This window comes from Streptomyces sp. NPDC051364 (assembly GCF_040682115.1).
GTDB lineage: Bacteria > Actinomycetota > Actinomycetes > Streptomycetales > Streptomycetaceae > Streptomyces.
Genome location: NZ_JBFBAH010000002.1, coordinates 509,814 through 522,567 on the forward strand (window position 1 = coordinate 509,814; position 12,754 = coordinate 522,567).

Here is a 12,754-nt window from a genome sequence, read left to right on the forward strand (position 1 = left end):
GGCCGGCGAGGGGCTGGGCGTCAGTCTTCGTCCGCGCCCTCGCGTACGACGACCACGGTGCTCGCCGCGTACTGCACCACCTGCTGGCTCACCGAGCCGAGCAGGGCGCCCTTGAAGCCGCCGTAGCCCCGGGTGCCGACCACCGTCAGGTCCGCCTCCGCGGAGGCGTCCACCAGCACCTGGGCGGGCGAGCCCTGTTCGACACGACGGAAGAGGGGGACGCCGGGCGAGGTGCCGACCGCCGAGGCCACGGTGTCCGCCAGCTTCTGGCGGGCCGTCTCCTCGGCGCCGACCGGATCGCCCTGCATGCCCGTGGTCGCGCCCGTGCCCGTGCCCAGGGCGAACGGATTGGTGTTCCACTCCCAGCTCATGACGGCGTGTACCCGCCCGCCGATGGCCTTGGCCTGGGCGACGGCCCAGCGCAGGGCTTCCTTCGAGTGGTTCGAACCGTCCACGCCGACGACGATCAGAGGCTCGATGGTCTCACTCACGGTGGGTTCCTCTCGTTTCGTCCCTATCGTCCTTTCCTCTTGTATACACGGGTGAGGGGGCCTGACCTCGAGCGACGATCGTTGCGGGCGCCGAAGACTTTGGAGGACAGCGCACGGTCCCCGTGGCTTGCGAAGGTCTGGGTGTCAACGAGGATCGGCACGGTACGGAGGAACGGACGTGGCACAGCGCAAGGGCTGTCTGATCGGCTGCGGAGTGGTGCTGGTGCTCGGCCTCGCGGCCGTTGCGGCACTCGTCTTCGGCGTCGGGAAGGTCGTCGACGCAGCCGGCAAGACCATGCTCGAACCGGGCGTCTACCAGTCGGTGAACGTCGGCGACCCGCAGGACGCGGTCCGCGCCAAGATGCCGTCCGGCGAGAGCTTCATCAAGGGCGCCCTGAAGTCGGGCGGCCCGGCCGAACCCGAGGGCACCGTCTGCTCCTGGTACATATCCGCCGCGGACGGCAAGGACGGCGAAGAGACCGTGTTCCGCTTCTGCTTCAAGGACGGCAAGCTCGCGGAGAAGGTCGAGTACCGCATGAAGTAACGGCCGCGCAGGCAAGGGCCCCCAGATAAACCGCATTAGTGCGTCGCCTCTCGAACCGCCCATAAGAAGTCAACGTCTGACGTCGGAGCAGGTTTGTTATGGAATCGATATCACCTCGGACCGGTTAACAACTAAAGCGCATTAGTACAGGTCGCTGCGGTGTTGACTCCGCGAGTTTCTTCTGCCTGTCGGCCCGCTGCCGCGATTGGGGACCTACGGGTACCCGCCCATCGGGACTTCGGCCGCATTGACGCGATCGCGATGTGGGGTCAGCGTGGGCTGCGCGCTCCGGCAGTGAGGCCGGAACTCCCCCTGAAGGTGGCGACGATGACCCGTTCGAACGCGACCCGTACAGCCATCGCCACGCTCGTGGCCGGCACGCTCCTCTCGGTCTCCGCCTGCGGAGTGAGCGGGGGCGCCGCAGATGTGCCGGAGGCGAAGAAGAGCGGCAAGGTGGCCGGCGAGATCACCTTCCGCACCCTCCAGCTCAAGCCCAAGTTCACGGCGTACGTCCAAGGCGTCATCGACGCCTTCGAGAAGAAGTACCCTGAGGCCAAGGTCAGATGGGAGGACGTTCCCGGCGACGGCTACAACGAGAAGCTCGTCGCCGACGCCCAGGCCGGAGCCCTCCCCGACGTGGTCAACCTGTCCACCGACTCCTTCCAGCTCCTCGGCGACCGCGGCCTGCTCGCCGACGTCGCCAAGCTCGACCCCGAGGTCGCCAAGGAGTACGTCCCGGGCTCCTGGGAGCAGTTCAAGCTCCCCGGCAAGGGCGACGGCGTGTACGCCTACCCCTGGTACGTGACCCCGGAGATCCTCACGTACAACAAGGAGCTCTTCGAGAAGTCCGGCCTGGACCCGGCGCAACCGCCGACCAGCGTGGAGCAGTTCTTCGACTACGCCGACAAGATCGCCGCCTCGTCGGGCGGCCGGTACTCCGCCTTCATGGCCGACCCCAAGGGCCGGCTGCCCGGGGACTGGCAGAAGATGGGCGTGCCGATTCTGAACGAGAAGCAGGACCGGTTCGTCTTCGACACCCCCAAGGCCGTCGAGTGGGTCGAGCGGATGAAGGACCTGTACGCCAAGGGCGCCATGCCCAAGGAGTCCCTCCTCAAGTCCGATGACATCAACCAGCTCTACGGCGGCGGCAAGCTCGTCTTCGGACCCGGCTCCCCGGGCTTCGTCAAGGACATCAAGCAGAACGCTCCGCAGATCTACGCCGGCACCCAGGTCGCGGGGGCCGTCACCGGCAAGCTCGGCCACATCGGCATCTACGCCCAGTCGCTCGGCATCAAGAAGGACACCAAGCACCTCGACGCAGCGAGCGAGTTCGCCAAGTGGGTCACCAACGGCCCCAACCAGGTGGAGTTCTCCAAGAACGCGACCATCTACCCGTCCAACGCCCAGGGCCTCGCCGATCCGCGCTTCGCGGACCGGGGCGACGGCAAGGACGCCGAGACGGTCGCCCGCGCGGTCGGCGCCGAGCAGCTGAAGAGCGCCGCACTCGACGCCAACACCCCCGTCCAGTGGACGAACCAGGTCGGCGACGCGGTCGTCCGCGAGATGCAGAAGGCGATCCAGGGCGAGCAGGACCCGAAGACGGCCGTGCGCAAGGCCCAGGAGGAGGCGAACCAGCTGCTCGCCAAGTCGGCGCAGAAATGACGCGCGCCGCCAGACGGCGCCGCAAGGCCCTCGCGGCCATGGAGGTCGAGACCGGGCTGGTCCACCGCAGGTGGTGGACCCCCTACCTCTTCCTCGCCCCCGGCCTGCTGATGGTGGCGCTGTTCAGCCTCTGGCCGTTCGTCAACACCGTCATCCTCTCCTTCACCGACGCTCAGATCCTGCGCGGCGGCACCTTCGTCGGCTTCGGCAACTACACCCGCGCCTTCGCCGACCCCGACTTCTGGACCGCCACCGGCAACAGCGTGCTGTACCTGGTGGTCGTCGTACCGTGCCTGGTCCTCCTCCCGCTGGCCCTCGCCGTGCTCGTCCGGGCGGAGATCCCCGGCATCGGGTTCTTCCGCTCCGCCTTCTACACCCCGGTGATCGCCTCCGCCGTGGTCGTCGGCCTGATCTGGCAGTGGGTGCTGCGCAGCGACGGGCTCGTCAACACCGTGTTCCGGAGGCTGAGCATCGTCTCGGAGCCGATCCCGTTCCTGACGGACAGCACCATGCTGCTGGTCTCCGCGATGATCGTGACCGTGTGGAAGGGCCTCGGCTACTACATGGTGTTCTACCTCGCCGCCCTCGGGAACGTGCCTGCCTCCCTCTACGAGGCGGCCGCACTCGACGGGGCCGGCCCTGTGCGCCGCTTCTTCAGCATCACCGTCCCGCAGGTGAAGCCGATGATGCTGCTGGTCGGCACGCTCTCCGCCATCTCCGCGCTGCGCGTCTTCACCGAGATCTACATCCTCGGCGGCGAGAGCGGCGGCCCCGGCGGCGGGGCACGCACCCTGCCGTTCCTCATCCGGCAGGTAGGCCTCGGATTCTCCGGCGAGACGGGTTACGCCTCCGCGATCTCGATCCTGCTGTTCCTGCTGACCCTGGTCTTCAGCCTGCTGGGCCGCCGCCTGTCGAAGGGGGACGAGAGGTGAGCACCGCGACACGTACCGCGCCACCTGCCTCGGCCTCAGCACGTACCGCGACGCGCGCCGGCGCCGACCGCAGGCGCCGCCGGATCGGGCTCGCCGCCCGGTACGCCACGCTGATCCTGATGCTCGTCGTGATGCTCGGCCCGATCGTCTGGCAGTTCCTCACCTCGATCCGCGGCCGCACCGAGAACGTGTACGACGGCGTGCTGCCCTCGCAGCCCACCCTCGACAACTACGCCCTCGTCGCCGACTCGTTCCCGCTGCTCCAGTACGTCGGCAACACGCTCGTGGTGGCCGTCCTCGCCATCACCTCGAACATGCTGTTCGCCGCGATGGGCGGGTACGCCCTCTCCCGGGCCGGGTGGAAGGGCCGCAAGAGCGTCTTCACGGTGCTCGTGGCCACCCTCATGTTCCCCTTCGAGTCCGTGATGATCTCGATGTTCCTGACCGTCCGCGAGATGGGCCTGGTCGACACCCTCGTCGGCGTGTGGCTCCCCGGCGCGGTATCCGTCCTCAACATCATGATCATGCGCTCGGCGTTCCTCGCCGTGCCCAAGGAGGTGGAGGAGTCCGCGGTCCTGGACGGCGCCAACGAGTGGACCCGGTTCACCCGTCTCTTCCTCCCCGCCGCCAAGGGGGCCCTGGCCGTCGTCTGCATCACCAGCTTCATGGGCGCCTGGGACGACTTCCTCTGGCCCCTCCTGGTCCTCACCAACAGCGACCACTACACGCTCCAGCTCGGCCTGAAGACCCTGGCCGGCGCCAGCACCACCAACGACCAGCGGATCATCGCCGCCGGCGCGATGGCGGCGCTCCTCCCGATGATGCTGCTCTTCTTCGCCCTCCAGCGTTTCTTCTTCAAGGGAGTGGGCGAGGGAGCCGTCAAGACCTGAGCCCTCCCGCACCTCCTCCTGCCGTCACCCGACCTCCCTCCCTTGGAGCAGCCGTCATGCACGACGACCGCAGCATCACCGAACACCGCCTGCGCAGGGTCCTCAAGGAGCGCATCAAGCCCGCCGTCCACTCCCGCCCGGTCCCGCTGGAGATCGGGCGCTGGGAGGCTCCGGGTGAGCCCGTGCCGGTCGCCGCGGGTCTGGCGGCTCCGTACGGGCCCTGCGCGATCGGCGAGACGTGGGGCCCGGCCTGGGGCACCACCTGGTTCAAGGTCACCGGTACCGTCCCGGCCGGCTGGGCGGGCCGCACGGTCGAGGCCGTCCTCGACCTCGGCTTCGACCGGATGATGCCCGGCTTCCAGTGCGAGGGACTCGTCCACCGGGCCGACGGAAGCGAGGTCAAGGCCCTCAACCCCTACAACGACTGGGTGCGCGTCGCCGACTCCGCCGCCGGCGGCGAACAGGTCGAGTGGTACGTCGAGGCGGCCTCCAACCCCGTCCTGGTCGACCACTCCGTGACGTACGAGGGCGACCGGCAGACCAGCGGCAACCAGCCCCTCTACCGGCTCGCCCGGATGGACCTCACCGTCTTCGAGACCGAGGTCTGGGAACTCGTCCAGGACCTGGAAGTCCTCTACGACCTGATGATGCAGCTCGGCGAGGCCGACGCCCGGCGGTACGAGATCCTGCGCGCCATCGACGCCGCCCTCGACGCGGTGGACCTGGGCGACGTCCCCGGGACGGCGGCCGCCGCACGCGCACGGCTCGCCGGGGTGCTCGCCGCCCCGGCCAACGCCTCCGCGCACCGGATCAGCGCGGTCGGCCACGCCCACATCGACTCCGCCTGGCTGTGGCCGCTGCGCGAGACGGTCCGCAAGGTCTCCCGCACCGCGTCCAACATGGTCAACCTGATGGACGGGCACCCCGAGTTCGTCTTCGCCATGTCGCAGGCGCAGCAGCTCGACTGGATCAAGACCCACCGGCCCGAGCTCTTCGAGCGGGTCAAGAAGAAGATCGCGGACGGGCAGTTCGTACCGGTCGGCAGCATGTGGGTGGAGTCCGACACCAACATGGTCGGCGGCGAGGCCATGGCCCGCCAGTTCCTGTACGGGAAGAAGTTCTTCCTGGACGAGTTCGGCATCGAGACCCACAACGTCTGGCTGCCCGACTCCTTCGGCTACACCGCCGCGATGCCGCAGATCGTCAAGCTCTCCGGTTCGAAGTGGTTCCTGACGCAGAAGATCTCCTGGTCGCAGGTGAACAAGTTCCCGCACCACACCTTCTGGTGGGAGGGCATCGACGGCACCCGTGTCTTCACCCACTTCCCGCCCGTCGACACCTACAACAGCGACCTCGGCGGCACCCAGCTGGCCCACGCGGCCCGCAACTACCAGGAGAAGGGGCGGGGTTCGCGCTCCCTGGCCCCCTTCGGCTGGGGCGACGGCGGCGGCGGCCCCACCCGCGAGCACCTGGCCCGGGCCAGGCGGCAGCGGGACCTGGAAGGCTCCCCGCGCGTCGAGATCGAGCGGCCCGACGCCTTCTTCGAGAAGGCGCACGCCGAGTACGCGGACGCGCCCGTCTGGGCCGGCGAGCTGTACCTGGAGCTGCACCGTGGCACCTACACCTCGCAGGCCAAGACCAAGCAGGGCAACCGGCACAGCGAATCGCTGCTGCGCGAGGCCGAGCTGTGGGCGGCCACCGCCGCGGTCCGGGTGTCGGGGTACGGGTACCCGTACGAGGACCTGGAGCGGATCTGGAAGACCGTGCTGCTGCATCAGTTCCACGACATCCTGCCCGGATCGTCCATCGCCTGGGTGCACCGGGAGGCGCGCGCGACGTACACGGCCGTACGCGAGGAGCTGCGCGGGATCACCCTGGCGGCGCAGCTGGCCCTGGCGGGGAAGGGCACCGCGGAGCTCGTCTTCAACTGCGCCCCGCACGCCCGGCGCGGCATCCCGGCGGGCGGCGCGGGCCTGCCGGAGGGGGCGGGGCAGCCCGTCACCGTGGAGGAGCGGCACGGCGGCGGGCACGTCCTCGCCAACGGGCGGCTGCTGGTGGAGATCGACGGCCGCGGGCTGATCGTGTCGGCGTACGACCTGGAGGCGCGCCGGGAGGCGCTGGCCCCGGGGCAGGCCGCTAACCTGCTCCAGATCCACCCCGACTTCCCGAACATGTGGGACGCGTGGGACATCGATGCGTTCTACCGCAACAGCGTGACGGATTTGGTGGAGTTGGACGCGTTGGAGGTGACGCAGACCGGGCCGGACGCGGTGACGGTCCGCGTCGCCCGCTCCTTCGGCCGGTCGACGGTGGTCCAGTCGATCACACTGCGGGCGGGGGTCAAGACGGTGGACATGGTCACCGAGGTGGACTGGCACGAGACGGAGAAGTTCCTCAAGGCCGCCTTCCCGTTGGACGTGAAGGCCGAACGGTCCGCCTCGGAGACCCAGTTCGGGCACGTCCACCGCGCCACCCACACCAACACCTCGTGGGAGGCCGCCAAGTTCGAGATCTGCGCGCACCGGTGGATCCACGTGGAGGAGCCGGGGTGGGGGACGGCGGTCCTCAACGACTCCACCTACGGCCACGACGTGACCCGCGACATGCGGCCGGACGGGGGCCAGACCACCACGGTCCGCCTCTCCCTCCTGCGGGCCCCGCGCTACCCCGACCCGGAGACCGACCAGGGCGCCCACACCCTGCGGTTCTCGCTCGCGCCGGGCGCGGGGATCGGGGACGCGGTGCGCGAGGGCCACGCGCTCAACCTGCCGGAACGGGTGGTGTCCGGGGCGGCTCCGGTCGCCCCGCTGCTCACACTGGACAACGACGCGGTGGTGGTCGAGGCGGTCAAACTGGCGGAGGACCGCAGCGGCGACGTGGTCGTCCGCCTCTACGAGTCCCGCGGGGGCCGCGCGACGGCCGTCCTGACGGCGGGCTTCCCGCTCTCGGCGGCGGTCGAGAGCGACCTCCTGGAACGCCCGCTGTCGGGCACGGCGGTCGGCGCCCCCACCCGGGCGGGCGCGGTCCCCCTGACCCTGCGCCCGTTCCAGATCGTCACGGTCCGCCTCCACCGCCGCTGATCCCCGGCAGCCCCCGGTCCGGTCACCCGGACCGGGGCCCGGCTGCCTCGGGCTCCCCGACGGCCTCCAGCCGACGCCGGAAGCCGTCCCAAGGCACGTCGAGTGCGTGGGGCGGCAGCGGTCAGGGCAGTCGGCGCCGGGCGAAGTCTGCTTCCTGCGTGGTCCGCCGGCCGGGCTCCGTTCACCGTCACGGTGAGGTCTTCTGCCATCCGGCCGAGCGTACGGGCAGCCGCGCGGAACGGCGTGGACGGGGTCGCGCGGGTGAAGTATGTTCCTGGCTGCCCGCCCCCGTCGGCGGGCTTCTTCATGTCACCGTGCGCCCGTGGGGGTTCCTCGTCATGTCCTTCGGTACCAGATCGCTGCCCCCGCTCGGCGCGCCCCCGGTGCGCTCGCTGCTCCGCTCGCCCAAGGGCCTGGCCACCGCGCTGACCGTGCTGCTGGGCGTGTGCGCAGCGACCCGCACGCTCATGCTGGCCGCCGGGCTCAACCGGTACGAGGCGCTCGGCGGCGCCGTGGATCCGGAGCCGTCCTGGCGCCTGTTCTCGATGGCGATGAGCCTGGCGCTGCTGGTGATGGTGCCCACGGCCGTGGTGTTCATCGTCTGGTTCCACCGGGTCCGGGTGAACGCGGGTGTCTTCGCTCCCGAGCTGTTCCGCCGGGGCGCGGGCTGGGCGATCGGCATCTGGTTCGTCCCGTTCGTCGGCTGGACCGTCCTCGCCCACGGGATCGCCACGCGCGTGTGGACGGCCAGTGCGCCGAAGCCGCCCCGCGGCGTCGGTGCGTCCGTCTCCCCGGTTCCCGTCACCGCCTGGTCCGGCGCGTTCGGCGCGGCGATGCTGCTCTCGCTGGCCTCCAACCGGATCGGCGACAAGGCCCTGACGGAGGCCGGGCTGCGCGACGCCGTGCTGGTCGGCATGGCGTCGGACCTCGTCTACGCCGTGGCGGCCGGTCTTGCCGTCGTCTTCGTACGGAGGCTCTCGGCGATGCAGTCGCGGGCGTGAACTCCGCCACAGCCCTCGCCCGGCCGGGCCCCTGACCCCGGGAAATTCCGGCCCGGCAGGCCCCCCGCAAGCCCCCGCCCGGTTATGCACTTAGTTGCAAAAGCCTCCCCTCCTCGCTAGAACAGGTGCATCACCCCCGCGCGAGGAGGCGCCCCTCATGAGTTCCCAGAGCCGGTACCCGCACCTGCTGAGCCCCCTGGACCTCGGCTTCACCACCCTGCCGAACCGCGTGATCATGGGCTCGATGCACACCGGCCTCGAGGAGCACGAGGGCGGCTTCGAGCGCCTCGCCGCTTTCTACGCCGAGCGCGCCCGCGGTGGCGCCGGGCTGATCGTCACCGGCGGCATCGCCCCGAACGACGCCGGCCGCCCCTTCGAGGGGGGATCCCGCCTCACCACCGAGGAGGAGGCCGCCGAGCACCGGGTGATCACCGAGGCGGTGCACGCCGAGGGCGGGAAGATCGCCATGCAGATCCTCCACTTCGGCCGCTACGCCTACCACAAGGACCTGGTCGCCCCCAGCGCCCTCCAGGCCCCCATCAGCCCCTTCGTCCCGAACGAGCTGAGCGACGTCCAGGTCGAGCGCACCGTCGAGGACTTCGTCCGCGCCGCCCGCCTCGCGAAGCTCGCCGGCTACGACGGCGTCGAGATCATGGGCTCCGAGGGCTACCTGATCAACGAGTTCATCGCCGCCGCCACCAACAAGCGCACCGACCGCTGGGGCGGCGCGTACGAGAACCGCGTGCGCTTCCCGCTGGAGATCGTCCGGCGCACCCGAGCGGCCGTCGGCGAGGACTTCATCCTCATCTACCGGCTCTCCATGCTGGACCTGATCCCCGGCGGCTCCACCCTCGACGAGGTGGTCCACCTCGCCAAGGAGATCGAGGCCGCCGGCGCCACCATCATCAACACCGGCATCGGCTGGCACGAGGCGCGCATCCCCACCATCGCCACCTCCGTCCCCCGCGGCGCCTACACCTGGGTCACCAAGCGGCTGATGGGCGCGGTCTCCGTACCGCTCGTCACCAGCAACCGCATCAACACCCCGGAGATCGCCGAGGAACTGCTCGCGGACGGCCGCGCCGACCTGGTCTCACTGGCCCGCCCCTTCCTCGCCGACGCCGACTTCGTGGCCAAGGCCGCCGCCGGCCGCTCCGAGACCATCAACACCTGCATCGGCTGCAACCAGGCCTGCCTCGACCACACCTTCAGCGGCAAGATCACCAGCTGCCTGGTCAACCCGCGCGCCTGCCACGAGACCGAGCTCGTGCTCTCGCCCACGCAGCTGAAGAAGCGCGTCGCCGTCGTCGGCGCCGGCCCGGCCGGACTCGCCTGCGCCGTCTCCGCCGCCGAACGCGGCCACTCCGTCACCCTGTTCGAGGCCTCCGGCCACATCGGCGGACAGCTCGACATCGCCCGCCGCATCCCGGGCAAGGAGGAGTTCGAGGAGACCATCCGCTACTTCGGCACCCAGCTCGCCGCCCGCGCCGTCGACGTCCGGCTGAACACCCGCGCCGACGTCGAGACCCTCGAGGGCTACGACGAGGTCGTCGTCGCCACCGGCGTCACCCCGCGCACCCCCGACATCGAGGGCGTCGACCACGCCAACGTCGTGAACTACCTCGACGTACTGCGCGACGGAGCCCCCGTCGGCGAGCGCGTCGCCGTCGTCGGCGCCGGCGGCATCGGCTTCGACGTCGCCGAGTTCCTCACCGACAGCGGCGAGGGCGCCTCCCAGGACCCCGAGACGTACTTCCGCCACTGGGGCGTCGACACCTCGTACACCGGCCCCGGCGGCCTCACCGCCCCCGACCGGCCCGCGCCCCCGCGCCAGGTCCACCTCCTCCAGCGCAAGACCACCAAGGTCGGCGCCGGCCTCGGCACCACCACCGGCTGGATCCACCGCGCGGAGCTCAAGCACCGCGGTGTCGTCTCGGTCGCGGGGGCCACGTACGACCGGATCGACGACGAGGGCCTGCACATCACCGTCGGCGAGGAGCGGCGGCTCGTCCCCGCCGACACGGTGGTGCTCTGCACCGGCCAGGAGCCGCGCCGCGATCTGTACGAGGCGCTGCTCGCGGCCGGCGGCCGGCCGCACCTGATCGGCGGTGCCGACGTGGCCGCCGAACTGGACGCCAAGCGGGCGATCCGCCAGGGTACGGAACTGGCGGCGACCCTCTGATCCCGCCCGCCGGGCCGGCAGGTCGTCACCGACCTGCCGGCCCGGTTGGAGCGCGTACTGCCCTGACGGATCAATGGTGTTGTGTGGCCCGGGCCGGGCCGCCACAATCTCCGGGTGACTCTGACACCCGCAGACGCAGACAAGATCCTCGCCGACAACTTCGCCCCCTGGGTGCTCGCCCTCGGGCTGACCGTCCAGGAGACGGGCGAGCGGCACGCCGTACTGCGGCTGCCCTGGTCCGAGGCGCTGGCCCGGGACGGCGGCGGCCTGTCCGGGCAGGCCCTGATGGCCGCCGCCGACACCGCCACCGTCATCGCGATCTCCGCCGCGCGCGGGGGGTACGGGCCGATGACCACCGTCCAGCAGTCGACCAGCTTCCAGCGGCCGGTGCTCGGTACGGACGTGCTGATCGAGGTACGGGTGACCAAGCTCGGCAAGCGGATGGCCTTCGCCGACATCACCATGACCCCCGAGGGCGCCCCGGAGCCGGCCGCCACGGCGTCGACCGTCTACGCCCTGCTGGGCTGAGCGCGGGTGCCGGACCAGGACCCCTCGCTCTGGCGGAACCGGGACTTCAACGTGTTCTGGCTCGGTCAGGCGCTGTCCGTCCTCGGCGGATCGATCTCACTGCTCGCGCTGCCCCTGCTGGTGCTCGACGCCACCGGGGACGTGGTCCAGATGGGCCTGATCACGGTCGTGACGGGGGTCGCCGGCATTGCGACCGGGATGTTCGCCGGGCACGTGGTGGACCGGACGGACCGGCGCCGCCTGATGATCACCTGCGATCTCGTACGGGCGCTGCTGCTGGGCGCGGTACCGCTCATCTGGCTGGCCGGGCCGCGGATCTGGGTGCTGTACGTGGTGACGGCGCTGGTCACCGCCCTGAAGACGCTGTTCGACGTGGCGTACGTGACGGCGGTGCCGAACCTGGTGCGCGGCGAGGACCTGACCGCTGCCAACGGGCGGCTGATGGGAACCTTCGCCGTCGGGACCCTGTGCGGGCCGGCGGCGGCGGGGCTCATCGCCGGCGGGGTGGGCGCGGACTGGGCCCTGGGGGTGGACGGCGCGACCTTCCTGGTCTCGGCCGTGAGCCTGCGATGGGTGGCCTTCGGGCGGGACGGTACCGACGAGTCGCGTGCCTCGAAGCCGCGTGCCTCGAAGCCGCGTGCCGCCGAGTCCGGGAAGCTGCGGGAGATGTTCGTGGTGGGCTTCCGCTTCCTGTGGGCCCACCCGGTGCTGCGCCCGCTGACCGTGCTGCTCACGCTGCTGACCTTCGTCACCATGGGCGCCACCGACCTGCTGGTCTACCGGATCCATGAGGAGCTCGGTCGGAGTGAGACCACTGTCGGCTTCGTCATCGCCGTGAGCGGGCTCGGCGTCGTCGGCGCGGCCTTCGCCGCCGGGCCGCTGCGCCGGACCTTCGGGTTCGGCGCCTGCTGGCTGGGCTCGGTCGCCATGATCGGCGTGGCGGTGGCGGGGACCGGCGTCAGCCGCAGCCTGCCGGTGATCGCCGTTCTGGCCGCCGTGTTCATGTTCGGGATGACCCTCGGCGGGGTCTGCTCCATGACCCTGCGCCAGGAGGTGACCCCGGACCCGCTGCTCGGCCGCGTCACCTCCGCCTTCTGGACCGTGCACAACGCCTCGGGCCCGGTGGGCGCGGGCGCCCTCACGGTGCTGGCCGCCCGGCACGGGGTCCCGGCGGTCAGCGTGGCCGCCGGGGTCTTCTGCCTGCTGATCCTCGGCGCGGGGCTGCTGACCCCGCTGCGCGGCAGCCGGATCGCGGGCGCCCCGGTCGGGGACGCGGTCGCCGGACCCGCGGCACGGCAGCCGGTCAGCGGCCGGCGGCCGCGGCGGCCGTGACGCCGGTGAGCTGCCCCGTCACGTCCCACAGCCGGGCGTTGGCCGCGCGGTCCAGGGCCCGGCGGGTGATGCGGGCCCCGGCGGTCGGGCCGACCAGGCCGAACCGGCCGCC

At 71.0% G+C, this 12,754-nt stretch carries 10 protein-coding genes; 9 read left to right on the forward strand and 1 reads right to left on the reverse strand.

What is annotated here, in order from left to right; all coding sequences use genetic code 11:
• Nucleotides 1-20: 20 nt before the first annotated feature.
• Entirely contained in the window at nt 21-491 is a 471-nt protein-coding gene (locus AB0M76_RS06180; protein WP_365951768.1) for a universal stress protein, read from the reverse strand.
• Between the two features lie 178 nt (nt 492-669).
• Between AB0M76_RS06180 and AB0M76_RS06185 the strand changes: the two genes are divergently transcribed.
• From AB0M76_RS06185 to AB0M76_RS06225, 9 genes are all read left to right on the forward strand, one after another.
• Nucleotides 670-1,035 (forward strand): hypothetical protein, encoded by a 366-nt coding sequence (locus tag AB0M76_RS06185; protein ID WP_365951769.1) that lies wholly within the window; start codon nt 670-672, stop codon nt 1,033-1,035.
• A gap of 327 nt (nt 1,036-1,362) precedes the next feature.
• Nucleotides 1,363-2,697, forward strand: a complete 1,335-nt coding sequence (locus tag AB0M76_RS06190; protein ID WP_365951770.1) for a sugar ABC transporter substrate-binding protein — start codon at nt 1,363-1,365, stop codon at nt 2,695-2,697.
• 38 nt (nt 2,698-2,735) lie between these two features.
• Nucleotides 2,736-3,629 carry a sugar ABC transporter permease gene (locus tag AB0M76_RS06195; RefSeq protein ID WP_365951928.1) on the forward strand — a complete coding sequence of 298 codons (894 nt, stop codon included), beginning with the start codon at nt 2,736-2,738 and terminating at the stop codon, nt 3,627-3,629.
• The gene (locus AB0M76_RS06200; protein WP_365951771.1) at nt 3,626-4,519 is read left to right on the forward strand and encodes a carbohydrate ABC transporter permease; all 894 of its coding nucleotides are present in this window, start codon (nt 3,626-3,628) and stop codon (nt 4,517-4,519) included. The genes AB0M76_RS06195 and AB0M76_RS06200 overlap by 4 nt, the downstream gene beginning before the upstream one ends.
• A gap of 56 nt (nt 4,520-4,575) precedes the next feature.
• Nucleotides 4,576-7,599, forward strand: a complete 3,024-nt coding sequence (locus tag AB0M76_RS06205) for a glycoside hydrolase family 38 C-terminal domain-containing protein (protein ID WP_365951772.1) — start codon at nt 4,576-4,578, stop codon at nt 7,597-7,599.
• A gap of 338 nt (nt 7,600-7,937) precedes the next feature.
• Nucleotides 7,938-8,600 carry a DUF4328 domain-containing protein gene (locus AB0M76_RS06210; protein ID WP_365951773.1) on the forward strand — a complete coding sequence of 221 codons (663 nt, stop codon included), beginning with the start codon at nt 7,938-7,940 and terminating at the stop codon, nt 8,598-8,600.
• A gap of 157 nt (nt 8,601-8,757) precedes the next feature.
• Nucleotides 8,758-10,782: an NADPH-dependent 2,4-dienoyl-CoA reductase gene (locus tag AB0M76_RS06215; RefSeq protein WP_365951774.1), complete on the forward strand. Its 2,025-nt coding sequence runs from the start codon at nt 8,758-8,760 to the stop codon at nt 10,780-10,782.
• 114 nt (nt 10,783-10,896) lie between these two features.
• The gene (locus AB0M76_RS06220) at nt 10,897-11,310 is read left to right on the forward strand and encodes a PaaI family thioesterase (protein WP_266661645.1); all 414 of its coding nucleotides are present in this window, start codon (nt 10,897-10,899) and stop codon (nt 11,308-11,310) included.
• A gap of 6 nt (nt 11,311-11,316) precedes the next feature.
• A complete protein-coding gene (locus AB0M76_RS06225) occupies nt 11,317-12,642 on the forward strand; it encodes an MFS transporter (RefSeq protein ID WP_365951775.1) in 1,326 nt (441 codons plus the stop codon).
• Nucleotides 12,643-12,754 lie beyond the last annotated feature (112 nt).